The sequence below is a fragment of the Pedobacter antarcticus genome (assembly GCF_900103515.1).
Lineage (GTDB): Bacteria > Bacteroidota > Bacteroidia > Sphingobacteriales > Sphingobacteriaceae > Pedobacter > Pedobacter antarcticus.
In genome coordinates this window covers 18694-45142 of the sequence record NZ_FNGZ01000011.1, presented here as the reverse complement: position 1 = coordinate 45142, position 26449 = coordinate 18694, and the positions used below count along the sequence as shown (strand labels likewise).

Here is a 26449-nt window from a genome sequence, read left to right as displayed (position 1 = left end):
GTTTACTGGTTTTTATGTCTGTAACCCGTACTATTTTCAAAGGCAGGAAACAGGGCAGGAGCGTGCTCAAGTTGCAGATTATAAACCCAGATCACAATATCCTGATAACTGTCAACGCCTTTAGTCTGATTGTTTATTTTCAGGAACTGATCCAGTGCAGTACCCATATAAGCAGACATATCGCCATTGTATTTTTGCCAGAACTCCTGTTCAGCCCGGTAATCGGCCTGAGTGGCTGGATTAATCTGGTCACGGAGCTTCTCTAATTTCTCCGGAGCGATCAGGCGGATTTCAAAAAGTACATTTCGAAGAATTGAATAGACCCCGGCATAGCGGAAATTCAGATCAGGACTGTTCAGGCAGGCAAGATATCCGGCCAGATTAGCTTCGTCTTCCCTTGCGATTCCCAGCTGATGGGAGATTTCATGACAGGTTACAAAAGGAAGGGATACCGGCGGGAGCCCCATATTAACATTGGCTTCTCCGGATACCGGACAATAATAACCTTCCAGACCGATTCTATTGATCAGGGCTTGTGAAAGCACAGCTTTAACAACCGGGTTCTTGTAGGTAAATAATGGATTTCTGCCAGCCAGATTTTTATACGCGATGGTTGCTCCATACTGGAGTTCCTTAATTGTATAGGATTTTCTGGCTTTTTGTTGATCAAGCTCAGCAGATAAGGTATTTACCTCTCTGATTAACTGTTCTCCGAGCGTGGTGAGCTGCTCTGCTGTATAGCTCTTTTTACTGATACCAAGGGTAGTGGCAACAGATGGGCGACTGTAATTGAATCCCCAAAGAATCTTAAATACAATATATAACCAGAGAATAAGTTTTAATGCTTTGAACGGGGCTTTGTATAAAAGGGTTCTGTCGGGCAGACTCCGCCAGGCTTTTCTGGTAAAACGAAAGAGCGAAACACAAAGGATTCCAACTAAAATCAGATAGATAAAGTCTCCGGCCGCAAAATTAAACTGGCCGCTTAGCCAGCGTAAGATTGCTGAGAGCCCGGGATAGAATCCCAGGCTATAAAATTGTTCCGTCAGACTGCTGTTCAAGCCTATACACCAGATGATTGCAGAAAGCAATACCGGAAGCGCAAGCCAGCGCAGTTCATACCGGACCCGGCTCGGCATTAGCGGTTAAATGCCATGCGCTGGCCAGTTTTATTGGTTAGAAATTTACCTTTCATATAGGCCAGGTTTCCTGAAATAATCGTGTGGGTTATTTCAGACTGAAAAGTCTGTCCCTCGAAAGGAGACCATCCACATTTATAGAGAATATTGGCCTTGGTTACTTTAACCGGATCGTTTAGGTTTACCAGTACTAAATCTGCCCAGTAACCTTCGCGGATATAACCTCTGCGGTCTATCTGAAAACATACTGCCACATTATGGGCTGTTTTCTCAGCAATTTTTTCCAGTGTTATTTTTCCCTGATGATACATTTCCAGCAGGGCCGATAAAGCATGTTGTACAAGAGGACCGCCTGAAGGTGCCTGTATATAGGGTTGCAATTTTTCTTCCAACGTATGTGGAGCATGATCGGTAGCGATGATATCGATATGGTTATCCAGTACGCCTTGTAGCACCGCATCCCGGTCTGCACTGGTTTTAACTGCAGGATTCCATTTGATCAGATTACCTTTTTCGGCATAATCCTGGTCATCGAACCATAAATGGTGAACACAGGCTTCTGCTGTGATCCTTTTTTCGGCGAGTGGTGTGACCGCATCAAAAAGGCCAACTTCGGCTGCAGTGGAAATATGCAGGATATGTAATCTTGTATTGTGTTTTTTTGCGAGTTCCACCGCCATGGATGAAGAAAGATAACAAGCTTCTGCACTGCGGATGAGCGGGTGCATAGAAATGGTCAGCTGGTCTCCGTATTTTTCTTTATATACCGCCAGATTACGTTGTATTGTCATTTCGTCTTCGCAATGCGTGGCTACCAGTATCGGTGCTTTAGAAAAGATGTTCTCCAGCACAGTGGCATTATCAACCAGCATATTCCCTGTAGAGGAGCCCATGAATACTTTAATTCCGCAGACATTGGCCGGGTCAGTACGCAGCACTTCATCCAGGTTGTCATTCGAAGCGCCCATGAAAAAGGAATAGTTGGCCAGTGACATCTCAGCAGCAATCTGATATTTATCTGCCAGTAGTTCTTGTGTCAATGTATTGGGTACAGTATTAGGCATCTCCATAAAAGAAGTAATTCCACCTGCAACAGCAGCCATGCTTTCTGAAAAAATATCTGCTTTATGGGTCAGCCCCGGCTCTCTGAAATGGACCTGGTCATCGATCATTCCGGGGAATAGGTGGAGACCTTCCGCATTGATTTCCTGATCTGCTTTTTTATTGATTTCTGTGCCGATTTCTGCAATGAAACCATTTTCGATATACACATCTGCAACAAATACCCGGCCTTCATTAACCAGCGTTGCGCCTTTAATTAGGATGCTCTTCATAGGGCCAAATCTATTAAAAAATGAATTAGCCTTCCTATTATTTATAGTATCTTTGCAAAATGCCAAAATCATTTGAAGAGTTTAACCTGAACAGACAGATCCTTAATGCTGTTGCCGACGCAGGCTTTACTGTAGCGACACCTATTCAAGAAAAAGCAATTGCCCCGGTTTTATCGGGACAGGATATTTTTGGAATTGCTGAAACAGGAACAGGAAAAACTGCTGCATACGTATTACCTATATTAATGCAGCTTAAGTATGCACAGTTTGATGCTGCAAGGGCATTAATTCTGGCGCCCACACGTGAACTTGCCATGCAGATTGCAGAGCACGTTAAAATTTTCTCTAAATACACAGATCTGAGATCGGTTGTTGTTTTTGGCGGAATCGGACCAAAAACTCAGATTGAACAAATAAAAGCAGGGGTAGATATCATTATCGCCACACCAGGACGTTTCCTGGATATTTACCTGGCCGGACATATTAACACGCAATATCTTAAATTTCTGGTACTGGACGAAGCAGACAAGATGATGGATATGGGCTTTATCGGCTCTATCCACCGGATTCTTGAGATCGTGCCCCGCAGAAGACAGAACCTTCTGTTCTCTGCTACCATGAGCGAACTGGTACATAAAATTGCCGGAGATTTCCTGAAAAACCCAACTATCATAGAAGCGGGAGAGCAGGCTACACCAGCACAGACCGTTACGCAGATTCTTTACGAGGTACCTAATTTTAAGACAAAAATTAACCTGCTGCAGCATTTGTTAAAGAATGAAATCGATTTTAAAAGGTTGATTATCTTCTGCAAAACGAAAACAGTAGCAGATAATATTTTTAGTTTTATAGAACGCCGTTACGGAGCAGATGCAGTTCGTGTAATCCATGCGAATAAAGGACAAAACACACGTATCAACTCGATTAATTCTTTTAAAGAGGGTAGTATCAGGGTTCTTGTAGCTACCGATGTTGCTTCCAGAGGGATAGATGTTTCGGAAGTAAGTCATGTGATCAATTTCGATGTTCCTATTATCATAGAAGATTATGTGCACCGTATCGGGCGTACAGGCCGTGCTTATGCTAAAGGCGATGCAATTACGCTTTGTACAGAGGCCGAAAAGTATTATGTGACTAAGATTGAGAAACTGATGCGTCAGTCTATTCCCGTAATGCCACTTCCGGAGGAGGTCTTCATTGAAGAAACTCCTTATGAAGAACGTCAGTTCCTTGCCCGGGAAATTGATAACCAGAAAAGAAAGGATGATCCGGACTTTAAAGGCGCTTTCCATGAGAAGAAACATGCTGCAGCGATTGCGGCAAGAGCAGTCGAGTCGGCTAAAAAGAAAATGAACAAAACACCGGCCTGGAAGAAACGTAAATTTAAAAAGACCTAAATTGAAGCTTACACCGCTGAATATTGTGACTTCCGGATGTCTGGTCATGGGCGTGTTTTCGGGTATGACCGGTCTTTATATTTTAGGGGCAATTATTGCTTTTATTTCAGATTTGATTTTCCGGAAGTTTATACCTTTGACCCGCAATTTGTGGGTAGTAGAATGTGCCTTTCTGATTTTTAGTCTGGTGCTGATGATTATTTTTAAAATGGTTATCGGCTAAAGCCCGCGTGTAATTCAAATAAATGCTGTATAAAACAATTATATCTAAATGAAGACTGCTGAAATTAAAATAACTGTAGAGCTGGACGACAATAATGTACCGGAAAATTTAACCTGGGAATCTACTGATGCCGAAACTAAAGAAAAAGTTCCTGTGAAGTCGATGATGCTCGCTTTGTGGGATCATAATTATAAAAACTCCATGCGTATCGACCTGTGGACAAAGGATATGCCTGTGGATGAAATGAAACGTTTTTTCTATGAAACCCTGCAGACTATGGGTGATAGCTTCCTGAAAGCTACGGGTGAAAAATTGATTGTAGAAGACCTGAGAGATTATTGCGCGCATTTTGCAGATAAAATGGGAATCGACCAGCGTAAATAAATGAAACTTCAAGCTGTAACAGGAGTCCTTCTGCTCACCGCAGGGGGACTTTGCCCTTTAATCCGGGTTCCGATTATGGGTACATGGAATTATTTTGGTATAGACCCTTTTTTGGGAGGGGTCTATTATTTTTTCGTCCTGCTCGCTTTCTGGGCAATCTGGAAAAATAAACCGGGTACAATCCGTTTTGCAGGATGGGCCGCGCTGATCTGGGTAATCTTAAGCCTGGCTGCAGTGTGGTTTAAATCGCATGATCTTTTCGGCTTTATTCATTTTCGAAAGCTAATTAATCTGGCTGCCGGAATGGTTAAATATAAGTGGGGCTGGCTGGTAATAATTGCAGGTTCAGGTATATTGATTACAATGCGCAGACCTGTAAAACCAATTGCAGGATTATCTTTGTCACCGGATGCAGTTAATTAAAGAAGTTAAATTCCTGATTGGAAAAGAGCTCCTGCTGGAATGGAGATCTAAATACGCACTCAATGGCGTCGTTCTATACGTCGTTTCCACGATTTTCGTATGTTTTCTTTCTTTTGTATCGTTATCTGGAGTTACCTGGAATGCCTTATTCTGGATTATTATGCTTTTTGCCTCAATTAATGCAGTATCCAAGAGTTTTTTGCAAGAAAGTAAGGGCAGACAGCTCTATATTTATACTATAGCAAGTCCGTTGGCACTTATTATTTCCAAAACAATTTATAATGTGCTGTTAATGCTGCTGCTTACTTTAATTGCGCTGGCTTTCTATACGCTCGTATTTGATTATGTGCCACAGGATATGCTGTTGTATATAATTGCAACTATTTTAGGCAGCATCAGCTTTTCGATGATATTTACTATGGTATCGGCAATAGCGTCCAAGGCAGGAAATGGCGGAATGCTCATGTCTATCCTAAGCTTCCCGGTAATTATTCCGGTAATTACCGTACTGATTAAATTAAGTAAAAATGCAATAGACGGCTTAGACAGAAGTGTCAGTCTGGATGAAATTGGAATACTGTTGACTATAAATGTGTTGGTTGCCGCTTTTTCATTACTGCTTTTTCCTTATTTGTGGAAAGATTAAATAAGGGAATTAAGAGCCTGTTTAAATTTAGATGATCAGATGAATTTTAAACAAGCTCTAAGCTTATTCCTGAAGTTTTTAGTAGTTTTAAAGGTTCAATCCAGCGCGTTAGGCGGGGTTCATCCAATTGTACAATAATTTAAACTGAAAATAATAATTTTATATAAATGAATATTTCTCAATCCTGGTGGAAAATTTTAGGGGCGGTCCTTGTCATCTATTCAACGGTATACGGATTCCTGTCCACTGTTCCGGCATTGCCCATTTTACATCAAAGTATTAGAAACCTGTACTTTCATGTGCCTATGTGGTTCGCCATGATCGTTTTATTTTCGATCTCTGTTTTTCACAGTATTAAGTTCTTAAATAACGGGAATGAGGATAGTGATCTTAAAGCTGTACAAAGTGTAAACGCCGGTATTGTATTTGGTATTCTGGGCATTGTTACCGGAGCAATCTGGGCACGTTTCACCTGGGGACAGGCCTGGAGTTTTGATGTAAAGCAGAATTTCGCAGCAATTGCGCTGTTATTATATTTCGCTTATTTGATTTTACGGAATGCCATCGATGAAGAGCAGAAAAGAGCCAAGATCTCTGCAATCTATAATATTTTCGCTTTCCCGATGATGGTCGTGTTGTTATTTGTCCTGCCGCGTATTGGTGATAGTCTGCACCCCGGAAACGGCGGTAACCCTGGTTTTAACGCCTACGATCTGGACAGCAGAATGCGGATGGTCTTTTATCCTGCCTGTGCGGGCTGGATCATGATCGGTTACTGGATCTATACCTTGCTGGCCAGGGTAGCCAAACTTGAAAAAAAGAAGACGCTTTAATCAGCAGATCAAATTATCAAATCAAAATTGAAAATATTTAATTCTATATACATGAAATCTTTAACTACTACTTTTGTTTTACTGCTGGTCTCTATGCAGTTGTTCGCTCAGCCTCAGGAATCTGCGGTTGTGGATACACTGGCCGGATCGGAAAAAATCTATGTAGTTGCAGCATGCGCACTGTTGATTTTACTTGCGTTGTTGTTTTTATTGTTCTCTGTTGACCGCAGAGTAAAAAAACTCGAAAAAAAATCTGAAGGAAAATAATTTATTTAAATCCTTTAACACAGCTTTTTGGCTGATTTTTAAGCGTGTGTTTGTCTTACACTAAGCAATTATTTATTTGCATTAATCGTTTTTTTTAGTGCAATTTTGCGCTAACGAATAAGAACAATAATTCAAATTCTTAAAAAATCAATAATGGCTAATACAGCAAACGACACAAATTTTTTTACAGACGTCTGTAAAAATTTTGACGACGCAGCACAATTTACCGGTCACCCAGAAGGTCTGTTATCACAGATCAAAGCATGTAACAGTGTTTACCGCTTTCAGTTCCCGATCAGAAGAGGGAACGGATTTGAAGTCATTGATGCCTGGCGCGTAGAACATTCTCACCACATGAGTCCTACCAAAGGTGGGATCCGCTACAGTGAAATGGTCAATGAAGATGAAGTCATGGCACTTGCCGCTTTAATGACTTATAAATGTGCAATTGTAAACGTTCCGTTTGGTGGTGCAAAAGGAGGGATTAAAATTACTCCTAAAAACTACACTACCGGAGAACTGGAAAACATTACCCGCCGTTATACTACAGAATTAATCAAGAAAAATTTTATTGGTCCCGGTATCGACGTTCCTGCTCCTGATTATGGTTCAGGAGAACGTGAGATGAGTTGGATTGCCGATACTTATATGACTATGAATCCGGGTCAGCTGGACGCATTGGGTTGTGTAACCGGAAAACCTATTGCACTCCACGGTATCCGCGGACGTAAAGAAGCTACTGGACGTGGAGTTGCCTACGCAATCCGCGAATGTGTAAGAGTTACAGAAGACATGCAGAAAATTGGATTAACTGCTGGTCTTGGTGATAAAAGAGTTATCGTTCAGGGTTTGGGTAATGTAGGTTACCACTCTGCGAAATTCCTTACTGAATTTGGTGCTACGATTGTCGGTCTTTGTGAATACGAAGGTGCAATCTATAATGCAAATGGTCTGAATGTAGACGAAGTTTTTGCACACCGCAAATTAACAGGATCTATCCTGGGTTTCCCGGGAGCCACTGAATTCAAAAATTCAATGGAAGGTCTGGAGCAACCATGTGATATTTTAGTTCCTGCAGCTCTGGAGAACCAGATTACAGTGGAAAACATAAAAAATATCAAAGCTAAAATTATTGCAGAAGGTGCAAATGGTCCATGTACACCTGAAGCAGAAGATATCTTTACGCAAATGGGTGGTATTATCATTCCTGATATGTACTGTAATGCCGGTGGTGTAACTGTATCTTATTTTGAGTGGTTAAAAAACCTTTCTCACGTCGCTTTTGGCCGTATGGAAAAACGTTATGCAGAGAATTCAAATGCAAATCTAATCAATACACTGGAAAGTCTAACCGGACAAAGCATTCCTTCTGAGCATCGTTTAATGATCATTAAAGGTGCGTCTGAATTGGAACTGGTTAATTCAGGACTGGAAGATACAATGATCCATTCTTACCATGAGATCAGAGAAACACTATTAAGCAAGCCTGGAATTCAGACGCTAAGAACTGCAGCTTTTGTTGGTTCAATCGATAAGATCGCTGTATCTTATATGAATCTGGGTATCTGGCCATAGAGCTGGTATTTAGCATAAACTTGATCCGCCTGTGTTCTCACAGGCGGATTTTTTTTTAACAAAACTGATACAGTTCGCTTCATTTGTCAGACTACTATCAATATTTGGCCTTCTGGCTGATTAGATGGACAGTCCAGGTCTTTAGGTGCTTATATTTTTTATCTTTGTGTGTTGAAAAACTAATTATACTCACATGAAAAAAAGTGCAATTATTGGCTTGATTACAATCGCTATCTGCGTTGGTTTCCTGGTTAGCTTAAACGCAGACACCAGCAATTATTCGACCTTTACGGAAGCAGCCAAAGATTCCCGTGAATTTCACGTGATGGGCCATTGGGAAAAAGAAAAAGGAACTTATTACGATGCCCTGAAAGATGCCAATCACTTTGCTTTCTATATGAGAGATGAAAAAGGTGAAGTTAAAAAAGTTATTTACAGCGGCACCAAACCGCAGGATTTTGAACGTTCTGAAAAACTCGTTCTGATTGGTAAGATGAATAAAGATGTCTTCCATGCCTCCAAGATTTTAATGAAATGCCCTTCTAAATATAACAATGACCTTGTAGAGATACAGCAGGACGGACAGGTTAAACAATACAAATAATTTTAATGGACATACAATTTACAGGAGAGACCCTTCTTCCCGGCAAGGTTGGGCAGTTTTTTATTGTTTTAGCTTTTGCTGCAGCACTTTTATCTACTATTTCTTACTTTTTTGCTACCCGCAGTAAAGACCAGGCCGATCAGTCTTCCTGGACCCGTATGGGAAGAATCTCATATGGAATTAATGTACTGAGTATCATTGGAATCGGTGCTACACTGTTTTACCTGATTCTAAACCATTACAACGAGTATTATTACGTTTATTCCCATTCTTCCAAAGCGCTTCCTGTATACTATATTATTTCAGCTTTCTGGGAAGGCCAGGAAGGTAGTTTTTGGCTTTGGGCATTCTGGCAGGCCGTACTCGGTATTGTATTAATCAGAACCTGTAAATCATGGGAGAGTGGTGTGATGACTGTAGTTGGTCTTTCACAGGTGTTTTTAACCTCGATGTTGCTGGGCGTACAGATTTTTGGTGAACGGATAGGAAGTTCTCCTTTTATTTTATTACGTGATGCAGTGAACTTGCAGGAAATGGCTCCGGTTGTCTTCGCAGATCCTGAAAACTTTAAAAACTACCTTAAGTTTATAACTGACGGCCGTGGTCTGAATCCACTGTTGCAGAATTACTGGATGGTTATTCACCCGCCAACTCTTTTCCTGGGCTTTGCAAGTATGATCGTGCCTTTTGCGTATGTGATTACCGGTCTTTGGCAAAAAAGATATAAAGAATGGGTAAAACCAGCTATGCCCTGGGCATTGTTTGCTGTAATGATATTGGGTACAGGTATTATCATGGGGTCTTTCTGGGCATACGAAGCTTTAAATTTTGGTGGATTCTGGGCTTGGGACCCGGTGGAGAATGCCTCACTGATTCCATGGCTTACTTTAATTGGTGCAGTTCACGTAATGATCGCTTTTAAAAATACAGGTCATGCGTTCTTTACATCTATTGCGCTGGTTCTGGTCAGTTTTATTTTGGTACTGTATGCATCTTTTCTAACCAGAAGTGGTATTCTGGGTGAAACTTCGGTTCACTCTTTTACAGACCTGGGAATGTTTGGTCATCTGATCCTTTACAATGTTGTTTTTCTATTTATACCAGTTGTATTAATCATATGCCGCTGGAAAGAATTGCCGATTACTAATAAGGAAGAAGAAACTTATTCCAGAGAATTCTGGATGTTTATTGGTGCATTGGTGGTTACCGTTGCTTGTATTCAGGTAATCTTCTCTACTTCGGTTCCTGTATTTAACAAGGCTTTCGGTACAAATTTCGCACCTCCGATCGATGCGATCAAATACTATAATCAATGGCAGGCTCCTTTCGCGATTTTGATTACTATGATCTCCGGTTTCTCACAATTCCTTAAATACAAGAGGACAGACACTCGTAAGTTTTACAGCAGTCTGATAGCTACTTTAGTGATCGCTATTGTAGTTACTGGTGCATTCGTATATATCACAGATGTTTATGGAAACTTAATGTACATCCTGCTTTCATTTAGCTGTATGTTTGCGATCTTGTCCAATGCAAGAATCCTGGTGCAAGGGTTTAGTGGTAAAGGAAAACTGGTTGGTGCTGCAGTTGCGCATATAGGTTTCGCTTTATTACTGGTAGGTGCATTGGTTGCAGCTGCGACAAGCAAGCCTGTATCTCTGAATGCTGCGAATTTTATTCCGGTTAAGGATTTCGAAAAGGTAGAAAAACCAGGGGAGAACATGGTGCTGTACAAAAATGAGCCAAAGAAAATGGGCCGTTTTACAGTAACTTATACGAACGATACAACCATTGCCCCGAACACATTTTATACTTTGAACTTTAAGGTTCTTGATGAAAAATCTGGTGCAGTGAAAGAAAATTTTGACTTGAATCCAAGGGTTCAGATCAATGAGAAGATGGGTTTGATTGCGTCTCCTGACACCAAACATTATCTGACTTACGATATGTATACGCATATCACCAGTGCTCCAGATAAAAAAGATTCGCATGCAGAAAGTGATGCACAGAGCGATGAAGAAAATTATAAAAAACCAAGAATAGTCAATGTAAGTACGGGTGATACCCTGCACACCAGCAGTGGAATTATTCATATTAAGGATCTGAACTTTAAACCAGTGGCCAAGAGTCTTGCCCTGGCAGAAGGAGATCTTGCTGTAGGATTACCATTGGAGATTGACCTGAATGGTAAAATTTATAAGACGGAGCCAATCTTCCTTGTAAAAGGTAACAATACATTCGACTTCGCAAGAAATATTCCTGAACTGGGCCTGAGATTAAGATTTACAAAAATTCTGCCTGATCAGAAAAAAGTGGAACTGCAGGTCTTTGAAAAACCACAGCAGTCTAAAGACTGGGTTGTATTCAAAGCAATTGAATTTCCTTATATTAACCTTTATTGGGTTGGTTTAATTGTGATGGTGGTCGGCTTCCTTATTTCCATTGTCAGAAGGCAAAAAGAAAACGTAAAAAATTAAGCTAATAAAATCAGAAGCCCGTGTACCCCTGGTGCACGGGCTTCTGATTTATTGAATATTTTATAAAATATTACAGCGCATGAAACTTGTTTGTATTGGTTCGGGAAATGTTGCTACACATCTCTCTCTTGCTTTTAAAGCTATGGGCGCGGATATCCTGCAGGTCTGGAGCCGCGATGTGAAACGTGCCGGGATCTTAGCTGCCCTGACGGGTTCTCGAGCAACAAGCAACTGGTCAGAGATAGATCTAAATGCGGATTGTTATTTGATCGCCGTAAAAGATGATGCTATTGCCAGCGTAGCCGCCGAATTAAAAGAGGTAAGGGGTATAGTGATCCATACTTCTGGCACAACACCGCTAAGCATCCTGCAAGGAAGTGGGAGCGGATGTGGGGTTCTCTATCCGTTGCAGACTTTCTCTGCATCAAAGGCTGTGGAGATTACTAAAGTTCCTTTTTGTGTTGAAGCAAATAGTCCTCAAAACCTGGAACTTGTAACTGCTTTAGCGAGCCTGATCAGTCCGAATGTTTACCCGGTAGATTCAGCCCAGAGAAAAATATTGCACCTTTCGGCAGTTTTCGCGTGTAATTTTACTAATCATCTTTACGCAATTGGGCAGCAGCTTTTGGAAGCGAATGGTCTTAATTTCGATATGCTCCGTCCTTTAATTCAGGAAACCGCACTCAAAGTGCAGTCTTCAAAACCTTCCGAGGTGCAGACCGGTCCAGCCGTCCGGCATGATGAGCAGACTTTAAAGGCTCATAAACAATTGCTTGAGGGCTCCGCTGAATGGAGTCAGATCTACGAAATTTTAAGTAATAGCATTAAAAAGGCACGTCCCTAAGGTATTGCGGATTTTGCTGCTTATTTTTGAAAACAATTATGAATATTTATCAATTAAAAGTCAATTTTGAAGAACAGGGGAAACAGCAGGTAATCCTTCCGATAGCGGCGGGCGAATCTGTTCTTGATGTTTGTCTGGATAACGGAATCGAGCTTCAGCACAACTGCGGGGCCGTTTGCGGTTGCAGTACCTGCCATGTTTATGTAAATAAAGGAATGGACAATGTTCAGGATATTTCAGACAAAGAGGAGGATTTTATAGACAGGGCAGTGCGTCCGAGAATTACATCCCGATTGGGTTGCCAGTGTGTGGTCATCAACGGAGATATTGAAGTTACTATCCCTGACCAAAGTGAGTTCCTTGGTCACTAATTATATTTATTTTATTAAGTACAAATCAAACAAACATGCAGGACAAATTTGCTTTACCTATTCACTGGCAGGATCATGAAGATATTGCTCAGGAATTATATGAAAAATTCGGTGATGAGTTTAATGAAGCTAAAATCTACCGCATCCGTTTCACAGAATTGGTAGAATGGGTTCTTGAACTGCCTAATTTTAAAGGTACCAGGGAGCAGAGCACCGAAGGTCATCTGGAGCAAATCCAATCTGCCTGGGTTTATGAATGGCGCGATAACCAGGATTAGATGTTATTGCAGGATCTGGGTAAAATAACCACTTTCATCTTTGATATAGATGGTGTACTGACAAATGGTGAGGTAATGACCAGTACGTCAGGTGAATTGCTGCGTACCTTTCATATTAAAGACGGGTATGCTTTGCAGCTGGCTGTGAAAAAAGGTTATCGTGTCTGTCTGATATCGCGTGGCCGTGGACAGGCGATGCAGCAACGTTTTGAAGCACTCGGGATCCCTGATATCTATTTAGGGGTAGGGGATAAAGTTGAGGTTTTTAATAACTATCTGACTGAAAATAAACTATGTAAAGAAGAAACGCTGTACATGGGGGATGATATTCCTGATTTACAGGTTATGCAACTGGCAGGTATCGCAACTTGTCCGGCCGATGCTTGTGAAGATATAAAAGCAATTTCTGCTTATGTTTCTCCATTCAAAGGTGGTAAAACTGCCGTGAGAGATATCCTGGAGAAAGTTTTGAAGCTTCAGGGTAAATGGTTTGATGCCAATCCTTCTGCTGCTGATGCCAGCAAATAAATATTGCTTTTTCTTAATATTAACTAACGATGTTTAAACCTTCTATACCACTTATACTCGCTTCTAAATCTCCGCGCAGGCAGGAGTTAATTAAACTCATGGGCCTGGAGGTTGAAGTCTTGCTTAAAGATGTTGACGAAAGTTATCCTGACGGTCTTAGCCCGGCAGAAATTGCCAGTTATATTTCTGCGAAAAAAGCGGAAGCATTTCAAACTGAAGCACAAACGCACGTGGTGATTACCGCAGATACTATTGTGGCTTTTGAAGGCGAGATTCTGGGGAAACCCAAAGATGCAGCAGATGCGAAAGCAGTGCTCGAAAAACTATCGGGTAAATCACATCAGGTCTATACTGGTGTGAGCCTTGCTTATCAGGACCGGATCAAAACTTTTTGTGATCTTACTGAAGTCACTTTCCGCGAGTTGACCCCAGAAGAGATCGTACATTATATTGCCGTATACCGTCCTTTTGATAAGGCAGGTTCTTATGGTATTCAGGACTGGCTGGGTAGTATAGCCATTGTACAGATTATCGGCTCTTATCCGAACGTGATGGGACTGCCCACGGAAAAACTTTATAAGGAACTCTCGGAGTTTTTAGCTTAGGAAATAACTTTATGTTTTATCATTCTTCCGCGGCAAGCTCATACAGTATTCCCATTTTTAAATCATAGGTAGATAAAGCGATTTGCTTTACAGCAGTATTTTTAAGGATATAACGGCAAAGTAAAGATGCCATAACGATCATGTCGACCCTTAGAGGGATCAATTCAGGAATAGCTTCTCTGGTTGCATGATCTGACAAAATCAGTTTAGTTAATAGGTCTGAAAAATCTTTGTAATCGAGATTTGCGGCTGCTATATTTTTAAGGTCTGTTCCGGGAAGCAGCATTGCAGCATATGTCTCAAAAGCGCCCGCAGAACCAATGAGGCATTGCGGTTGGTAGACATTGCATTTTTCGACCAGTTCATGCAGTTCCTTTTCAAATAAATTGGCAATAGCCTGTTGATCGGCAGCTGATACCGGGTCGGAATGCCAGTATGCTTGTAGTAATCGGGCAGCACCGACAGGGTAGCTTTTTTTCCAGAACTGACCTTCGGGACTGCAGAGAATAAATTCTGTACTGCCACCGCCGATATCCATGATCAGCGATTTCTGCCGGATCAGTCCTGTCGCCTGTACGCCTTTGAAAATATAGCCGGCTTCCTGCTCACCGCTAATTACAGTGATGGTTATTCCCGCTTTTTCAGCGGCTTCCCTGACAAATTCATTTCCATTCGACGCACTGCGTACTGCAGCTGTCGCAGTCGCCTTGATTAAGTCAACGCCATGCTTGTCAATTTCAGTTCTGAAAGTCTTTAATGCATTAATGCCTCTTTCAAAAGCTTCGGGGATAATCTCTCCTTCATTGATCTTTCCCTGGCCAAGCTGGACGGGAATATTAGTTTTATAGAGCACATCTACCTTTCCTGCATGGATGGTGGAAATTACCAGGTGGAAGGTGTTTGTTCCCAGGTCAATTACTGCTGCTTTCATCCCCGAAGATATTAATTCTGAGTTTGTGGCGTTAATTTTTATAAGTAAACCATTTGATCATTTCTTTCAGACTGGTTTTTTTACCGTACATCAGGATGCCGACGCGGTATATTTTTGAGGCGAACCCAACCGTTCCTACAAAACCAATAATAAGCAGAACCATTGATAACCCGAGCTGCCAGTCTGGTACCCCATACGGAAGTCTCACCATCATCGCTATTGGAGAAGTAAATGGAATCATCGACAGCCAAAATGCGATAGGACCATAAGGGTCATTTGATATTACGCTTAAAGACAAAGCGTAGCCTACAAATAAGGGCATCATAACCGGCATTACAAATTGCTGGGTTTCAGTTTCGCTATCTACCGCTGAGCCGATAGCTGCATATAAAGCACTGTAAAAAAGGTATCCGCCAAGGAAGAAAAAGATGAATACCAGGATAATTTTGGTTAAATCCAGGTGGGCCAGGCTTTTCTGAACATAAGCTACTGGTCCGCTTTCGCTCAGTTTATCTTGAATTTTAGCCTTTTTTGTCTGCTGACTATCTGTAATTGCCTGACCTGCTTTTTCTGTGTTTTTGTTATCTAATGTGCTGGCAGATTGCATAGTTTGAGCCGCTTTATCTTTACCTGTGAAAAACTGGACAGCGACAGTAGATATTGCGGTTGTCAGGATAATCCAAAGGATAAACTGTGTTAAGCCGACTAAAGCTATTCCAATTATTTTACCCATCATCAGCTGGAAAGGTTTAACCGAAGAGATCATAACTTCTATAATCCGGCTGGTCTTTTCTTCGATAACACCGCGCATCACCTGGATGCCGTACAAGAGAATAAACATGAACATAAGTATGCCTGCTGCCGATCCGATAATAGTGGTTGCACCGGCACTGGAGTCTTCTTCTTTACCATTTTGGCCTATCTTCATAGTATCAATATCAACACTGGTAGATAGCCTGTCTAAATCCTGCTGTGCAATTCCACTTGCTTTAAGTTGTTGCGTACGCAGTGTTTCTTCTAAATCATTGGCTACTTTGCTATTGAGTGCGAGGCTGGCTTGTTTATCTCCCATGAGTTGTATGCCCTTTGGTGCATCCAGCGTAAATTCTGGCAAATATAGAATATAGTCAAATCCTTCTTTTAGATAGTTCTTTTTCACGTCCTGCAGGCTGGTAGAAAAATAGGTGTAGGAGATGTTTTTACCGGATTTTAGTTTTTCGGTCAGTGCGGAATTATTATTGACAACCGCCACTTTATGGAATGTAGAGGTTGCTCCCTGAAGGGAAAAATAAATCATAATGCCGTAAAAGGCCGCGATAATAACGGGCGTCAGCAAAGTCATCAGGATAAATGATTTTTTCTTTACCCTGGAAAGGTATTCTCGTTGTATAATGAGTAGAATCTTGTTCATGAGTTTAATTTTGAGAGGGTTTAACTTTTTCAATAAAGATGTCATTCATCGTGGGAATAACTTCATCCAGGCGGTGGATATTAACTAAAGGAAGAAGATAATAGAGCAATTGATTGGCAGTCACGTTTGGTTGTAACTGGATTTTCATCCTGATCTTATTTCTGATTTCTTCTTTTTTGATCACCTGATATAGTGTCTCATGTCCTTCTGAAGAGAGTGAGCCATCGTATTCAAGCCAGTAAGTGTTGTTTCGGTATTCTTCTTTAATATCAGCAACTTTTCCATCCAGTATTTTTTTTGACTGATGAATAAGCGCGATGCTATCACACAGTTCTTCTACGGATTCCATCCTGTGTGTTGAAAATATAAATGTCGCTCCTTGCCGGTTAAGTTCCAGAATCTCATTTTTAATGACGTCTGCATTTACCGGATCAAACCCCGAAAAAGGTTCATCCAGGATAATTAGCTCAGGCTGATGCAGCACCGTTGCTACAAACTGCACTTTCTGCTGCATGCCTTTACTCAGGTCTTCGACTTTCTTATTCCACCAGCTGCCCATTTCTAGTTTTTCGAACCAATATTTGACCCGCTTGGTAGCCTCAGCTGTACTTAGTCCTTTTAACTTTGCCAGATAAAGCACTTGCTCACCAATTTCCATTTTTTTATACAAGCCTCTCTCCTCGGGCAGATAACCGATCTGTGCGATATGATCGGAGTTAAGGCGCTGCCCGTTGAAAATAACTTCACCACTGTCTGGTGCTGTAATTTGCGTGATAATCCGGATCAGGGAAGTCTTTCCTGCTCCATTCGGCCCTAGCAGTCCGAAAATCTGTCCCTGGGCTACTTCCAGGCTGACGTCATTCAGTGCACGGTGTGAGGCATACTGTTTTACAATATTGTGGACACTTAGCATATGTTGAGTTTTAGTTACAGAATTAGACGCAGTTTTCTGAAATCGTTACAGATTATTTACTAACTGGTCAGCCGGTCCTGTCTAATATGCCTGGCCCTGGATTAAGCCTTTTTGAAAATTTGTTTGATTTTATCGGTAAAACCAGACTTGGAAGAAGATTGATTGTCGGTTCCGATCAGAAAACCATAGGGTTGTAAAGCTGGTACATGATCGCAGATAATTTTAACCATACCCAGTAAAGGAATAGCCAGTACCATCCCCGGGATTCCCCATACTAGTTCACCGAGTACAATAACCATGATGGTAAACAGTGGATTAATATTAACTTGTTCGCCCACGACCAGGGGTTCCAAGATATAAGTCTGAATAAACTGAACCAATGCATAAGTGACTAAAACGGTAATAATCATCTTTGAATCTCCCCCCTGTGCAATCACCGCAAGGACCGTAATGGAAGTGCCTGTTAGGTTGCCAATAAACGGGATGATCTCGAGTATGCCGCATAAAACAGCAAAGAATATTGCGCTTTCCACTCCAGCCAGGCTAAAGCCAATTCCATACATAATCCATAAAAGACCAATCATTGCAGCTAATCCACTCAGATAATGCTGAGCTACTTTTCCGGTTTGATGAACAACTTTTGAAGCTTCTTCCCGGTTTTCTGGTGCAATGAGTTTGAGAATGAATTTTTTAATATGATTCCTGTACAGCAAAAACAGAAACATGTAGACGACAACAAGAATGGTGTTAACCGCCATGTTCATTACTCCCGAGGCAAATCCTGCCAGCATGCTTCCCGCACCGCCGCTTTGTTCCCCTTGCTGTTTGACAAGTTCTGATTGCTTACTTAAACTGATTCCTACTTGTTTATTTAGCCATTGCCGCAGACTGGCAAACATATCGGTGACTCTGTGTTTCATGCTATCCAGATTCTCCGTCAAACCGCTTAACTGCCATGACAGGAGTGTAAAAACTAGTGCAATGGCCGCAAGGAACAGAACGACACAGCAAAGGGCACTCATGCCTTTACTAAAACCGTGGTTTTCAAGCCATTTGCTTAAACGAATAAATAACATGGAGAATACTGCCGCTAAGGCTAGTGGAATAAGGAAATCTGCGGCGAAGTAGATGCCTGCGAAGAAAAGAAACAAGATTAATAGAATATAAACGCTGCGTTGAAGTTTTTCCATATCCTGCTATTCAACAAAATCCGGTAAAGAAAGTTTGGTGGATATAGTGCATAAAAAAAGAGGCTATCCGTGCAGATAGCCTCTTTTTAAATAGTTATGTGATAATTATCCTTCCTGGTGTAACCAGGCTTTTTTCTTTAAGAGTTCTTCTTCTGTTTCACGGATGTCTTCATCATCTACACAGCAGTCAACAGGGCAAACCGCAGCACACTGTGGTTCATCATGAAAACCTTTACATTCTGTACACTTATCCGAAACTATATAATATACTTCATCTGACACAGGCTCCTGAGCCGCTCCTGCATCTACTTCCTGATCACCAAAATCAATAATACCGTTTAAATTGGTACCATCGGAAAATCTCCAGGCTGTGCCTGCATCATAAATTGCATTATTTGGGCATTCAGGCTCACATGCTCCGCAATTAATACATTCGTCTGTTATTTTAATAGCCATGTCTTCGTATAAATCTATTGCTAAAGTTACCTTTGCACTGCAAATATAACATTTATACTTTAAAATTTTGTAAACATGTCTACGCTGAACTCCGAGAAGCTAATTATTGCATTTCATAAACTAAGTAATTTCCTGCTATCTCCTGACGAGGATTTTAATTCCGTCATCCGTTCTGCTCCCAATCATAATGCCTGGTTTACAGTGGAAGAAGTGACCCGGTCACTGGCTTCTTTACAAGAAATGCTTCAGTTGCCGGCACTGGAAAAATGGTTTGAAAATATTTCCGTTACCAGCAGTCCCAAAAAAGTGGGTTTAATTCTGGCCGGTAATATTCCAATGGTTGGTTTTCACGATGTGCTATCGGTACTGGCAACGGGTAATATTGCGCTGATTAAGCTGTCTTCTTCAGATAGTCAGCTACTGCCTGCTTTACTAAAAAAACTGGTTTCTTTCGAACCGTTGCTTCAGGATCAGATCGAATATGTAGAAAGACTTACTGGTTTTGATGCCATAATCGCCACCGGCAGTAATAATACTTCGCGTTACTTTGACTATTATTTCGGTAAGGTTCCAAACATAATTCGTAAAAACCGGAATAGTGTTGCCGTTCTGGACGGCCGGGAAAGTGTTGCTGAAATAGCAGCTTTAGGGCACGATATTTTCGACTATTTTGGTCTGGGATGTCGTAATGTTTCTAAGGTCTATCTACCGGAAGGTTATGAAATCAAGAACTTTTTTGAGCCACTGGAGTCTTTTTCTCCGGTGATCAATCACTTTAAATACAATAATAACTACGATTATAACAAGTCTATCTACCTGGTTAACTCTGTAACTCATTTTGATAACGGCTTCCTGCTGGTTAAACAAGATGAGGGGCTGACTTCTCCACTCGCTGTACTGTTTACCGAAACCTATACTGATCTGGATGCACTGTCTCAGCAGCTGGAGCAAAAAGAAGAACAAATTCAATGTGTATTAACACAAACTGAACTAAAATTCAGTAAAGGTACGTTAACACTAGGGCAGGGGCAGCATCCGGCTTTATGGGATTATGCAGATCATGTGGATACGATTGCCTTTCTAAATGGACTGCAGACGGTCTGATGGCTTTTATTTGTATCACAAGGTTTCTTAATTTCTCATTTTGAAACACTATTTTTGAAGAAATGTATATAATCAAAGTAAAAGGCATTGCCAAAATACCGGATTACGTTCAGCTCAGAGATGATAAGTTCACTCTGCTGGCTTATTTCAGGGTAGACCGGCCGGACAAGTCCCTTGATAAATTAGGGCTTGGCGATAAATTGCCCGATATAATGGATGTAGTAAAAAATCTGCCCTTTGGTCAGATTGCCAAATTAGATATTTAAGATATGACAGGAAACGCAGTTATCAATTTAAGAAACGTTGATGTATTTCAGCAAAAACACCTGGTGCTCTCAGATGTAAACCTAACTGTGGATAAAGGTGAATTTGTCTTTTTGATCGGTCAGACAGGATCGGGTAAAAGCAGCTTGCTGAAAATCATATACGGAGAATTGCATATCGGCAATGGAGAGGGCCAGATCGCTGGTTTTGACCTGAAAAAACTTGCAGAAAGGGATGTTCCATTTCTGCGCAGAAAATTAGGGATAGTTTTCCAGGATTTTCAATTACTCACCGACAGGACAATCGAAAAGAATCTGGATTTTGTGTTGAAAGCCACTGGCTGGAAAGACAAAAAGCTGATTGAAGAAAGAATTAAAGATGTACTCGAAAAAGTGGGGCTGCGTTCTAAAATCAGAAAAATGCCACATGAGCTATCTGGTGGTGAACAGCAGAGGGTGGTTATTGCACGCTCGCTTTTAAATAATCCAGATATTATTCTTGCAGATGAACCTACAGGAAATCTGGATCCGGAAACTTCTGAAGAGATAGTAATGCTGCTCAAGCAGATCAGCCAAAGTGGTACCGCAGTACTAATGGCAACTCATGATTACCACATCATTCGTACACTACCTTCGCGTATTATCAAATGTGAAGCTGGCATCGTACACGAAGATGCGACGATAAACTAAACCTTTTCTGACAAAATAATTCATTTTCAGCCATTCTGTACAGTCTTGTTCACACAAAACTGACAGCATGGCTGATATATGCTATTGGCAAACAATTTGCATTTGTGACCTAAAATTCTACTATACCATGTTTAGCAAGAAGAAAACGAACGATACCCAAAATCCTGCAACGGAAAATACTGCAGAAGAGCAGTTGAACAAGGAGATTACTGATGAAAATCAGGAAGTTAAAGAAGATGCATCAGCAGAACCTGTAGTGGAAATTTCTGCTGAGGAGCAGTTAAAACTGGATAATGCAGCTTTGAATGATAAATATCTGCGCCTGTTTGCCGAATTTGATAATTATAAAAGACGTACACAGAAAGAACGTGTTGAATTACTGCAGACTGCAGGTAAGGATGTTATTTTAACGCTGTTACCTATTCTGGATGATTTTGACCGTGCTAATAAAGCCGCTGAAAATGCAACAGATATCGCTTCTATCCGTGAAGGTGTTCAGTTGGTTCATACAAAACTAAAAAATACACTTGCACAGAAAGGCCTTAAAGAAATGGAGAGTTTGAATACAGTATTTAACACTGATCTTCATGAAGGAATTACAAATGTTCCTGCTCCTACTGAAGAGTTGAAAGGGAAAGTGATTGATGAATTAGAAAAAGGATACACTTTAAATGACAAAGTTATACGCTTTGCAAAAGTGGTTGTAGGTAGTTAATTATGAGTAAGAGAGATTATTACGATATTCTTGGCGTATCAAAGAGCTCTTCTCCGGAAGAGATCAAAAAAGCTTATAGAAAGCTGGCCATTAAGTATCATCCCGACAAAAACCCGGATGACCATACCGCAGAGGATAAATTTAAAGAAGCCGCTGAGGCTTATGAAGTCCTGAGCAACGCCGAAAAGAAGCAACGTTATGATCATTACGGTCATGCAGGAGTAGGCGGAGCAGCTGGCGGTGGCGGCGGCTACGGTGGTGGCGGTATGAACATGGAAGATATTTTCAGCCAGTTCGGTGATATCTTCGGTGGTGGCGGTGGAAGCCCTTTTGATAGTTTCTTTGGTGGTCAGCAATCTCGTGGAGGTGGTCGTCGCGTCGCGAAAGGATCCAACCTGCGTATCAAGGTGAAATTAACTCTTGAAGAAATTGCGAATGGTGCTGAGAAAAAGATTAAGGTCAACAAGCAGGTAACCTGCAAACCTTGTGACGGAACAGGAGCTAAAGATAAATCGTCTGTTAGTACCTGCAGTACTTGTGGAGGTAGCGGATCTGTACGTCGTGTGACAAACACAATCCTCGGACAGATGCAGACAACTTCTACTTGTCCGACCTGTAATGGTTCCGGTTCACAAATTACCGCTAAATGTACTTCCTGCCATGGCGAAGGTACTGTACGCGGTGAGGAAACCATCAGCATCAATATTCCTGCTGGTGTGAGTGATGGTATGCAGTTGAGCATGAGCGGAAAAGGTAATGCTGCTCCTAATGGCGGTATTCCGGGAGACCTGATCATTCTTATCGAAGAAATTCCGCATGAATTTCTTAAACGTGAAGGTAATAATATAGTATACGATTTACACTTAAGTATTGTTGATGCAGCCCTGGGTTATAGCGCAGAGGTACCAACAATCGACGGTAAAGCTAAGATCAAGATCGAACCGGGTACACAAAGTGGTAAACTGCTTCGTCTGAAGGCCAAAGGTATCCCTGAGGTGAATTCATACCATCGAGGCGATCAGATTATCCATGTAAATATCTGGACACCTAAGATCCTGAGTGGTGAAGAGCGTAGCCTGCTGGAGAAACTCCGCGACTCGCCTAACTTTAAACCTCAGCCGGGTAAAAACGATAAGAGTTTCTTTGAGAAAATGAAAGAATACTTTGAGTAAGCGTTATACAGTATCATAAAAAAAGGTTGTCCCGAAAGAGACAACCTTTTTTTGTTATAAATAGATTTTACTTTATACCTCTGCTTTGTTCGGAATAATCAATACCGGGCAGGCAGAATTCCTGGTAACATGCTCTGCAACGCTTCCCATCAAAAAATGATACAGACCTTTTCGGCCGTAAGTACCGATTACAATGAGGTCTGAACCCCATTCATCTGACTGCGCAATAATTCCGTGTGCTGCGCTATCCACTACGCTAAGATAGGTAGTCTTAATTCCCTCCCCATATGTATTTTCAATTTCACGCAATAAGGCCTGGCTGTTTTCTTCACTGTTATCGTAGGATTCAAGGAATACCGGTGCAAGTGTCAGATCCTGATTCATTGTGGCAGGCATCGGTTCAATAACATTAACCAGGGCAATCTCGGCTCCAAAGGTCCTGGCCAATTCATAACCTGTTTTGGCTGCTTTTTCGGAACATGTGCTGTTATCTACAGCTACTAATATTTTTTTGAGATTCATTTTCAGATAATTTAGGATGACGACGATTATAGGAACAACAAACTGAAGCCTCCAATGTTTATTCAGTATTTCATAATTTTAAACAGAACCTCAGGCTATTTATTAATTTAGCTTTATATATACCGGTTATGGAACAGAAATTTGCAGTATGCCGTGTTGCTGTGGCACCTTTAAGAGCCGACGCTTCAGATAAATCAGAGATAAAAACACAATTATTATTTGGCGATGAGGTTGAGGTGCTTGAGCAGGCTGAGCCCTGGTGGAAAATAAGAAATGCCTATGATGAATATGTGGGCTGGATGGATTTCAAACAACTCAAAGTTATCTCAGCATCGGATTATCGTGCTTGCAGTGTTCACAGATTTCTTGCGCCGGTAGCGGTGGTTAATAGGTTAACTGCTGCTGACGGCTCTGTATTTTATTTACCGGCTTCGGCTCAGCTTCCGGCTTATAAGGACGGGAAATGTTATCTGGGAGATGATGTTTATCAAGTGGAATTTGTACCTCATGATGTCGTGCTTTCCGATCCATTGAGAGACCTTGAGCGACTTTCTTTTTTCTTTCTGAATGCACCGTATCTGTGGGGCGGGAAGACGCTATTTGGTATAGATTGTTCGGGTATCACTCAGGCGGTTTTTAAAATGCTCAATATCAGGATAAAAAGAGACGCAATACAGCAGGGGGAGCAGGGAGTCATAGTAGATTTTCTACCGGAAGTGAAAATGGGTGACCTTGCTTTTTTTGATAATGCAGAAGGCAGGATAATTCATGTGGGAATTATGCTTGATGCCCACAGAATTCTGCATGCTTCGGGAAAAATCAGGATAGACCCGATCGATGATCAGGGGATTTATAACCCTGAGCTTGGACGTTATAGTCACAAACTCAGGATCATTAAGCGTTTTTTTTAAGGTATCCATTCCCAAACTATAACCAGCTTATCGTCTCCGGTTGATAGCAGGTACCTGCCATCTGTGCTCCAGACCAGCTTGTTAATAGAATGAGTGTGTCCATGCGTTCCTTTTTCGATACTAAGAATTTTGTAAAGTTTAAGGTCATCACTACCCCACAATTTAATACTCTTATCCTGACTTGCTGTTGCAAAATAGGGGAGTGTAGGATGAAAGGCAATGGCGTAAATGCTATAGAGGTGTGCTGGAATACTGTGCTTCAACTCATAATCTGCCCGGGACCAGAAATGTAATTGTGCATCTCTGCCGCCTGAAACAAGGTATTTTCCATCAGGTGAATACTGAACTGAGGTGACAGGCCTGTCATGCTTTTGCAGAATATGCAGCAGGCTGTAATCATGCAGGTCATAGATACGGATGGCATGGTCTTTACAGCCAAATGCAAGGTGTCTGCGGTCTGGACTGACAGCGATGGATCTAACCGTCTGCGCCGACACCTGGATGCTGTAAAGGAGCGTAAAATCGGTCAGGGACCAGACTTTAACAGTTCCATCTTCTGAGGCTGTCAGAAATTCATTTTTCTCAGGAACAGGTATAATGTCAAATACTGGTTTTTCATGTGCCTGAATGCTGATTATGATTTCATTTTTCTGCAAATCATAAAGCTGGACTTCCCCGCTGCGCTGACCGTAAAGAAGCAAACTTCCATCGGAACTCATGCAGTAAACAGAGCTCTTTACAGGAATAAGTACTTTTTCAAAATTAAGCTTCTCCAACGACCATTCTACTATGCCTTTGTCGTTCCCGCCAGTGAAAAATATCTCATTCCTGTTTGAATTAGAAAGTGCATAGATGGGGTTTTGATGCCCACTGAGAGATCTGAGGTGCTGCAGCATAACTATTTTTTATGTCTTCCTTCCAGGTTCAGTCCGATATCTGCAAGTGTTTTTCCCTTTTCGCGTAACAGTACGAGCAAGTGGAAAACTAAGTCAGAGCTTTCATTGATAAAGTCTGTATCTGTTTCTGCCAATGCGGCAATGACTGTTTCTACGCCTTCTTCCCCGACTTTCTGTGCAATTTTATTCAGACCTTTCTTCCGGAGTTTATTCACGTAAGATTCCTCTGCTGGATTTGCGTAGCGATCAGCTATAATTTGTTCCAATTCGAATATAAAATTCTGGTTATAGTTGGTCTGAAAACAGCTTCTGCTTCCTGTGTGACAGGTTGGGCCAACCGGACTCGCTTTGATCAGGATCGTATCTTTATCGCAGTCAATATGGCTTTCTTTCACATAAAGGAAATTACCGCTTTCTTCTCCTTTGGTCCATAATCTCTGTTTAGAGCGTGAATAAAAGGTTACTTTTCCCTCCTGCTCTGTTTTAGTCCAGGCTTCCTGGTTCATATAGCCCAGCATGAGTACTTCCAGTGTCTGTACATCCTGTATGATTACGGGTACCAGGCCACCGGTCTTTTCAAAATCTATTTGCATAACCTTACGGGTATATGGTGTTTGTTTAATTCTGTTTTCAGGTCAGGAATAGTGATCTCTCCAAAATGAAAGACTGAAGCTGCGAGTGCTGCGTCAACACCTGTAGTACTGAAAACTTCTGTGAAATGTTCTGTTTTTCCTGCACCACCAGAGGCGATAACAGGGATGTTGATGAGTTTACAAACCTGATCCAGCAATTTGCAGTCAAAGCCTTGTTTGGTGCCGTCATGGTCCATGGAAGTAAGAAGGATCTCCCCGGCACCCAGACTCTCAGCCTGTTTAATACATTGCAGGGTCTCCAGCTCAGTTAATAGTCTGCCGCCATTCAGGTGAACCATATTTCGTTGCTCCACTAGTTTGGTATCTACTGCTACAACGACAAACTGTACACCGAATACTTTTGCCAGATCTTCGATCAGGGCAGGATTTTTAACTGCTGCAGAATTGATGCTGATCTTGTCTGCACCTGCGCTGAGCAGGGCATCGGCATCAGCTATCGAAGTGATTCCTCCACCGATTGTAAAGGGGATATTAAGCTGTCTTGCTACCGATTTGACCATTTCAATCATGGTTTTGCGGCGTTCATGTGTCGCTGTAATATCTAAAAACACCAGTTCGTCGGCACCTTGCTGTGCATATTGCCAGGCGAGCTCTACCGGATCTCCGGCATCCTTCAAGTCAACAAAGTTTACCCCTTTAACTGTTCTTCCGTCCTTAACGTCCAGGCAGGGAATGATACGTTTGCTCAGCATGA

At 41.6% G+C, this 26449-nt stretch carries 32 protein-coding genes; 21 read left to right on the top strand and 11 right to left on the bottom strand.

All coding sequences use genetic code 11. The features are described from left to right. Positions 1–2 precede the first annotated feature (2 nt). A complete protein-coding gene (locus BLR53_RS17020; protein WP_074591421.1) occupies positions 3–1139 on the bottom strand; it encodes a DUF3810 domain-containing protein in 1137 nt (378 codons plus the stop codon). Next, positions 1139–2473: a dihydroorotase gene (locus BLR53_RS17015; protein ID WP_037442202.1), complete on the bottom strand. Its 1335-nt coding sequence runs from the start codon at positions 2471–2473 to the stop codon at positions 1139–1141. Before BLR53_RS17015 ends, BLR53_RS17020 begins: the two co-directional genes overlap by 1 nt. Positions 2474–2532: 59 nt before the next feature. Here BLR53_RS17015 and BLR53_RS17010 point away from each other — a divergent pair, with 59 nt between their 5' ends. The 15 genes from BLR53_RS17010 (at position 2533) to BLR53_RS16940 (ending at position 13928) form a co-directional block, all read left to right on the top strand. Beyond that, entirely contained in the window at positions 2533–3870 is a 1338-nt protein-coding gene (locus tag BLR53_RS17010) for a DEAD/DEAH box helicase (RefSeq protein ID WP_037442184.1), read from the top strand. A gap of 1 nt (position 3871) precedes the next feature. After that, positions 3872–4093 (top strand): hypothetical protein, encoded by a 222-nt coding sequence (locus BLR53_RS17005; protein ID WP_037442182.1) that lies wholly within the window; start codon positions 3872–3874, stop codon positions 4091–4093. Between the two features lie 48 nt (positions 4094–4141). Continuing rightward, on the top strand, positions 4142–4477 hold the full coding sequence (gene gldC, locus BLR53_RS17000) for a gliding motility protein GldC (protein ID WP_037442181.1): 336 nt from the start codon (positions 4142–4144) through the stop codon (positions 4475–4477). Further along, complete coding sequence (locus BLR53_RS16995) at positions 4478–4900, top strand: hypothetical protein (protein ID WP_037442179.1); 423 nt, start codon at positions 4478–4480, stop codon at positions 4898–4900. After that, on the top strand, positions 4887–5546 hold the full coding sequence (locus BLR53_RS16990; protein WP_037442177.1) for a heme exporter protein CcmB: 660 nt from the start codon (positions 4887–4889) through the stop codon (positions 5544–5546). The genes BLR53_RS16995 and BLR53_RS16990 overlap by 14 nt, the downstream gene beginning before the upstream one ends. A 173-nt stretch (positions 5547–5719) precedes the next feature. Further along, on the top strand, positions 5720–6379 hold the full coding sequence (gene ccsA, locus BLR53_RS16985) for a cytochrome c biogenesis protein CcsA (RefSeq protein WP_037442200.1): 660 nt from the start codon (positions 5720–5722) through the stop codon (positions 6377–6379). Positions 6380–6430: 51 nt separating this feature from the next. Further along, a complete protein-coding gene (locus tag BLR53_RS16980) occupies positions 6431–6646 on the top strand; it encodes a CcmD family protein (protein WP_037442175.1) in 216 nt (71 codons plus the stop codon). Positions 6647–6799: 153 nt separating this feature from the next. After that, positions 6800–8221 (top strand): Glu/Leu/Phe/Val family dehydrogenase, encoded by a 1422-nt coding sequence (locus BLR53_RS16975; RefSeq protein WP_037442173.1) that lies wholly within the window; start codon positions 6800–6802, stop codon positions 8219–8221. A gap of 193 nt (positions 8222–8414) precedes the next feature. Continuing rightward, the gene (locus tag BLR53_RS16970; RefSeq protein WP_037442171.1) at positions 8415–8825 is read left to right on the top strand and encodes a cytochrome c maturation protein CcmE domain-containing protein; all 411 of its coding nucleotides are present in this window, start codon (positions 8415–8417) and stop codon (positions 8823–8825) included. Between the two features lie 5 nt (positions 8826–8830). Next, positions 8831–11302, top strand: a complete 2472-nt coding sequence (locus BLR53_RS16965) for a heme lyase CcmF/NrfE family subunit (protein WP_037442168.1) — start codon at positions 8831–8833, stop codon at positions 11300–11302. A 79-nt stretch (positions 11303–11381) separates the two neighbouring features. Beyond that, a complete protein-coding gene (locus BLR53_RS16960; protein WP_074591419.1) occupies positions 11382–12146 on the top strand; it encodes a Rossmann-like and DUF2520 domain-containing protein in 765 nt (254 codons plus the stop codon). A gap of 38 nt (positions 12147–12184) precedes the next feature. Continuing rightward, the gene (locus tag BLR53_RS16955; protein WP_037442164.1) at positions 12185–12517 is read left to right on the top strand and encodes a 2Fe-2S iron-sulfur cluster-binding protein; all 333 of its coding nucleotides are present in this window, start codon (positions 12185–12187) and stop codon (positions 12515–12517) included. Positions 12518–12552: 35 nt separating this feature from the next. Then, positions 12553–12795, top strand: coding sequence for a Fe-S cluster assembly protein IscX (gene iscX, locus BLR53_RS16950; RefSeq protein WP_037442162.1), 243 nt, complete (start codon positions 12553–12555; stop codon positions 12793–12795). Next, positions 12796–13323, top strand: a complete 528-nt coding sequence (locus BLR53_RS16945) for a KdsC family phosphatase (RefSeq protein WP_074591416.1) — start codon at positions 12796–12798, stop codon at positions 13321–13323. It abuts the gene before it with no gap. Between the two features lie 29 nt (positions 13324–13352). Next, positions 13353–13928, top strand: a complete 576-nt coding sequence (locus tag BLR53_RS16940; RefSeq protein ID WP_074591414.1) for a Maf family protein — start codon at positions 13353–13355, stop codon at positions 13926–13928. Positions 13929–13947: 19 nt separating this feature from the next. On the opposite strand, the gene BLR53_RS16935 is transcribed toward BLR53_RS16940, so the two are convergent. The 5 genes from BLR53_RS16935 to BLR53_RS16915 all read right to left on the bottom strand — a co-directional run bounded on the left by BLR53_RS16935 (position 13948) and on the right by BLR53_RS16915 (position 18829). Further along, on the bottom strand, positions 13948–14859 hold the full coding sequence (locus tag BLR53_RS16935; protein ID WP_037442156.1) for a Ppx/GppA phosphatase family protein: 912 nt from the start codon (positions 14857–14859) through the stop codon (positions 13948–13950). A gap of 31 nt (positions 14860–14890) precedes the next feature. After that, the gene (locus BLR53_RS16930; protein ID WP_074591474.1) at positions 14891–16270 is read right to left on the bottom strand and encodes an ABC transporter permease; all 1380 of its coding nucleotides are present in this window, start codon (positions 16268–16270) and stop codon (positions 14891–14893) included. Positions 16271–16274: 4 nt separating this feature from the next. Beyond that, complete coding sequence (locus tag BLR53_RS16925; protein ID WP_074591412.1) at positions 16275–17183, bottom strand: ABC transporter ATP-binding protein; 909 nt, start codon at positions 17181–17183, stop codon at positions 16275–16277. A 101-nt stretch (positions 17184–17284) separates the two neighbouring features. After that, positions 17285–18373: an AI-2E family transporter gene (locus BLR53_RS16920; protein WP_037442152.1), complete on the bottom strand. Its 1089-nt coding sequence runs from the start codon at positions 18371–18373 to the stop codon at positions 17285–17287. Between the two features lie 105 nt (positions 18374–18478). Continuing rightward, positions 18479–18829: a 4Fe-4S dicluster domain-containing protein gene (locus BLR53_RS16915; protein ID WP_037442150.1), complete on the bottom strand. Its 351-nt coding sequence runs from the start codon at positions 18827–18829 to the stop codon at positions 18479–18481. A gap of 75 nt (positions 18830–18904) precedes the next feature. On the opposite strand from BLR53_RS16915, the gene BLR53_RS16910 reads away from it, so the two are divergent. From BLR53_RS16910 to dnaJ, 5 genes are all read left to right on the top strand, one after another. After that, positions 18905–19933 (top strand): acyl-CoA reductase, encoded by a 1029-nt coding sequence (locus BLR53_RS16910; protein ID WP_074591410.1) that lies wholly within the window; start codon positions 18905–18907, stop codon positions 19931–19933. 62 nt (positions 19934–19995) lie between these two features. Beyond that, positions 19996–20199 (top strand): hypothetical protein, encoded by a 204-nt coding sequence (locus BLR53_RS16905; RefSeq protein WP_037442146.1) that lies wholly within the window; start codon positions 19996–19998, stop codon positions 20197–20199. Between the two features lie 3 nt (positions 20200–20202). Continuing rightward, the gene (locus BLR53_RS16900) at positions 20203–20886 is read left to right on the top strand and encodes a cell division ATP-binding protein FtsE (protein WP_037442144.1); all 684 of its coding nucleotides are present in this window, start codon (positions 20203–20205) and stop codon (positions 20884–20886) included. A 127-nt stretch (positions 20887–21013) separates the two neighbouring features. Continuing rightward, positions 21014–21601: a nucleotide exchange factor GrpE gene (locus BLR53_RS16895; protein ID WP_074591408.1), complete on the top strand. Its 588-nt coding sequence runs from the start codon at positions 21014–21016 to the stop codon at positions 21599–21601. Positions 21602–21603: 2 nt separating this feature from the next. Further along, positions 21604–22773, top strand: a complete 1170-nt coding sequence (gene dnaJ / locus BLR53_RS16890; protein WP_037442140.1) for a molecular chaperone DnaJ — start codon at positions 21604–21606, stop codon at positions 22771–22773. 72 nt (positions 22774–22845) lie between these two features. Here the strand turns inward: dnaJ and BLR53_RS16885 are convergent, their stop codons facing one another. Further along, a complete protein-coding gene (locus BLR53_RS16885) occupies positions 22846–23295 on the bottom strand; it encodes a universal stress protein (protein WP_037442138.1) in 450 nt (149 codons plus the stop codon). 128 nt (positions 23296–23423) lie between these two features. On the opposite strand from BLR53_RS16885, the gene BLR53_RS16880 reads away from it, so the two are divergent. Continuing rightward, on the top strand, positions 23424–24206 hold the full coding sequence (locus BLR53_RS16880; protein WP_074591406.1) for a C40 family peptidase: 783 nt from the start codon (positions 23424–23426) through the stop codon (positions 24204–24206). Here BLR53_RS16880 and BLR53_RS16875 read toward each other — a convergent pair. From BLR53_RS16875 to hisF, 3 genes are read right to left on the bottom strand one after another with little or no spacing between them, the layout of a single operon-like run. Next, positions 24203–25102: a WD40 repeat domain-containing protein gene (locus BLR53_RS16875; protein WP_074591404.1), complete on the bottom strand. Its 900-nt coding sequence runs from the start codon at positions 25100–25102 to the stop codon at positions 24203–24205. The two genes, BLR53_RS16880 and BLR53_RS16875, sit on opposite strands and share 4 nt — an antisense overlap. A gap of 2 nt (positions 25103–25104) precedes the next feature. Continuing rightward, on the bottom strand, positions 25105–25695 hold the full coding sequence (gene hisIE, locus BLR53_RS16870; RefSeq protein ID WP_037442132.1) for a bifunctional phosphoribosyl-AMP cyclohydrolase/phosphoribosyl-ATP diphosphatase HisIE: 591 nt from the start codon (positions 25693–25695) through the stop codon (positions 25105–25107). Then, positions 25686–26447: an imidazole glycerol phosphate synthase subunit HisF gene (gene hisF / locus BLR53_RS16865; protein WP_074591402.1), complete on the bottom strand. Its 762-nt coding sequence runs from the start codon at positions 26445–26447 to the stop codon at positions 25686–25688. The genes hisIE and hisF overlap by 10 nt, the downstream gene beginning before the upstream one ends. Positions 26448–26449 lie beyond the last annotated feature (2 nt).

Excerpts from the sequence above, each read along its gene's own strand:
- BLR53_RS16915 (WP_037442150.1), bottom strand. The coding sequence starts at position 18,829 with ATGGCTATTAAAATAACAGACGAATGTATTAATTGCGGAGCATGTGAG.
- BLR53_RS16945 (WP_074591416.1), top strand. The coding sequence starts at position 12,796 with ATGTTATTGCAGGATCTGGGTAAAATAACCACTTTCATCTTTGATATA.
- BLR53_RS16930 (WP_074591474.1), bottom strand. The coding sequence starts at position 16,270 with ATGAACAAGATTCTACTCATTATACAACGAGAATACCTTTCCAGGGTA.
- BLR53_RS16995 (WP_037442179.1), top strand. The coding sequence starts at position 4,478 with ATGAAACTTCAAGCTGTAACAGGAGTCCTTCTGCTCACCGCAGGGGGA.
- dnaJ (WP_037442140.1), top strand. The coding sequence starts at position 21,604 with ATGAGTAAGAGAGATTATTACGATATTCTTGGCGTATCAAAGAGCTCT.
- BLR53_RS17020 (WP_074591421.1), bottom strand. The coding sequence starts at position 1,139 with ATGCCGAGCCGGGTCCGGTATGAACTGCGCTGGCTTGCGCTTCCGGTA.
- BLR53_RS16910 (WP_074591410.1), top strand. The coding sequence starts at position 18,905 with ATGTCTACGCTGAACTCCGAGAAGCTAATTATTGCATTTCATAAACTA.
- BLR53_RS16935 (WP_037442156.1), bottom strand. The coding sequence starts at position 14,859 with ATGAAAGCAGCAGTAATTGACCTGGGAACAAACACCTTCCACCTGGTA.
- BLR53_RS17010 (WP_037442184.1), top strand. The coding sequence starts at position 2,533 with ATGCCAAAATCATTTGAAGAGTTTAACCTGAACAGACAGATCCTTAAT.
- BLR53_RS17015 (WP_037442202.1), bottom strand. The coding sequence starts at position 2,473 with ATGAAGAGCATCCTAATTAAAGGCGCAACGCTGGTTAATGAAGGCCGG.
- BLR53_RS16975 (WP_037442173.1), top strand. The coding sequence starts at position 6,800 with ATGGCTAATACAGCAAACGACACAAATTTTTTTACAGACGTCTGTAAA.
- gldC (WP_037442181.1), top strand. The coding sequence starts at position 4,142 with ATGAAGACTGCTGAAATTAAAATAACTGTAGAGCTGGACGACAATAAT.
- BLR53_RS16980 (WP_037442175.1), top strand. The coding sequence starts at position 6,431 with ATGAAATCTTTAACTACTACTTTTGTTTTACTGCTGGTCTCTATGCAG.
- BLR53_RS16905 (WP_037442146.1), top strand. The coding sequence starts at position 19,996 with ATGTATATAATCAAAGTAAAAGGCATTGCCAAAATACCGGATTACGTT.
- BLR53_RS16940 (WP_074591414.1), top strand. The coding sequence starts at position 13,353 with ATGTTTAAACCTTCTATACCACTTATACTCGCTTCTAAATCTCCGCGC.
- BLR53_RS16900 (WP_037442144.1), top strand. The coding sequence starts at position 20,203 with ATGACAGGAAACGCAGTTATCAATTTAAGAAACGTTGATGTATTTCAG.
- BLR53_RS16925 (WP_074591412.1), bottom strand. The coding sequence starts at position 17,183 with ATGCTAAGTGTCCACAATATTGTAAAACAGTATGCCTCACACCGTGCA.
- BLR53_RS16885 (WP_037442138.1), bottom strand. The coding sequence starts at position 23,295 with ATGAATCTCAAAAAAATATTAGTAGCTGTAGATAACAGCACATGTTCC.
- hisF (WP_074591402.1), bottom strand. The coding sequence starts at position 26,447 with ATGCTGAGCAAACGTATCATTCCCTGCCTGGACGTTAAGGACGGAAGA.
- BLR53_RS16875 (WP_074591404.1), bottom strand. The coding sequence starts at position 25,102 with ATGCTGCAGCACCTCAGATCTCTCAGTGGGCATCAAAACCCCATCTAT.
- BLR53_RS16955 (WP_037442164.1), top strand. The coding sequence starts at position 12,185 with ATGAATATTTATCAATTAAAAGTCAATTTTGAAGAACAGGGGAAACAG.
- hisIE (WP_037442132.1), bottom strand. The coding sequence starts at position 25,695 with ATGCAAATAGATTTTGAAAAGACCGGTGGCCTGGTACCCGTAATCATA.
- BLR53_RS16920 (WP_037442152.1), bottom strand. The coding sequence starts at position 18,373 with ATGGAAAAACTTCAACGCAGCGTTTATATTCTATTAATCTTGTTTCTT.
- BLR53_RS16965 (WP_037442168.1), top strand. The coding sequence starts at position 8,831 with ATGGACATACAATTTACAGGAGAGACCCTTCTTCCCGGCAAGGTTGGG.
- iscX (WP_037442162.1), top strand. The coding sequence starts at position 12,553 with ATGCAGGACAAATTTGCTTTACCTATTCACTGGCAGGATCATGAAGAT.
- BLR53_RS16880 (WP_074591406.1), top strand. The coding sequence starts at position 23,424 with ATGGAACAGAAATTTGCAGTATGCCGTGTTGCTGTGGCACCTTTAAGA.
- BLR53_RS16970 (WP_037442171.1), top strand. The coding sequence starts at position 8,415 with ATGAAAAAAAGTGCAATTATTGGCTTGATTACAATCGCTATCTGCGTT.
- BLR53_RS16960 (WP_074591419.1), top strand. The coding sequence starts at position 11,382 with ATGAAACTTGTTTGTATTGGTTCGGGAAATGTTGCTACACATCTCTCT.
- BLR53_RS16895 (WP_074591408.1), top strand. The coding sequence starts at position 21,014 with ATGTTTAGCAAGAAGAAAACGAACGATACCCAAAATCCTGCAACGGAA.
- BLR53_RS16990 (WP_037442177.1), top strand. The coding sequence starts at position 4,887 with ATGCAGTTAATTAAAGAAGTTAAATTCCTGATTGGAAAAGAGCTCCTG.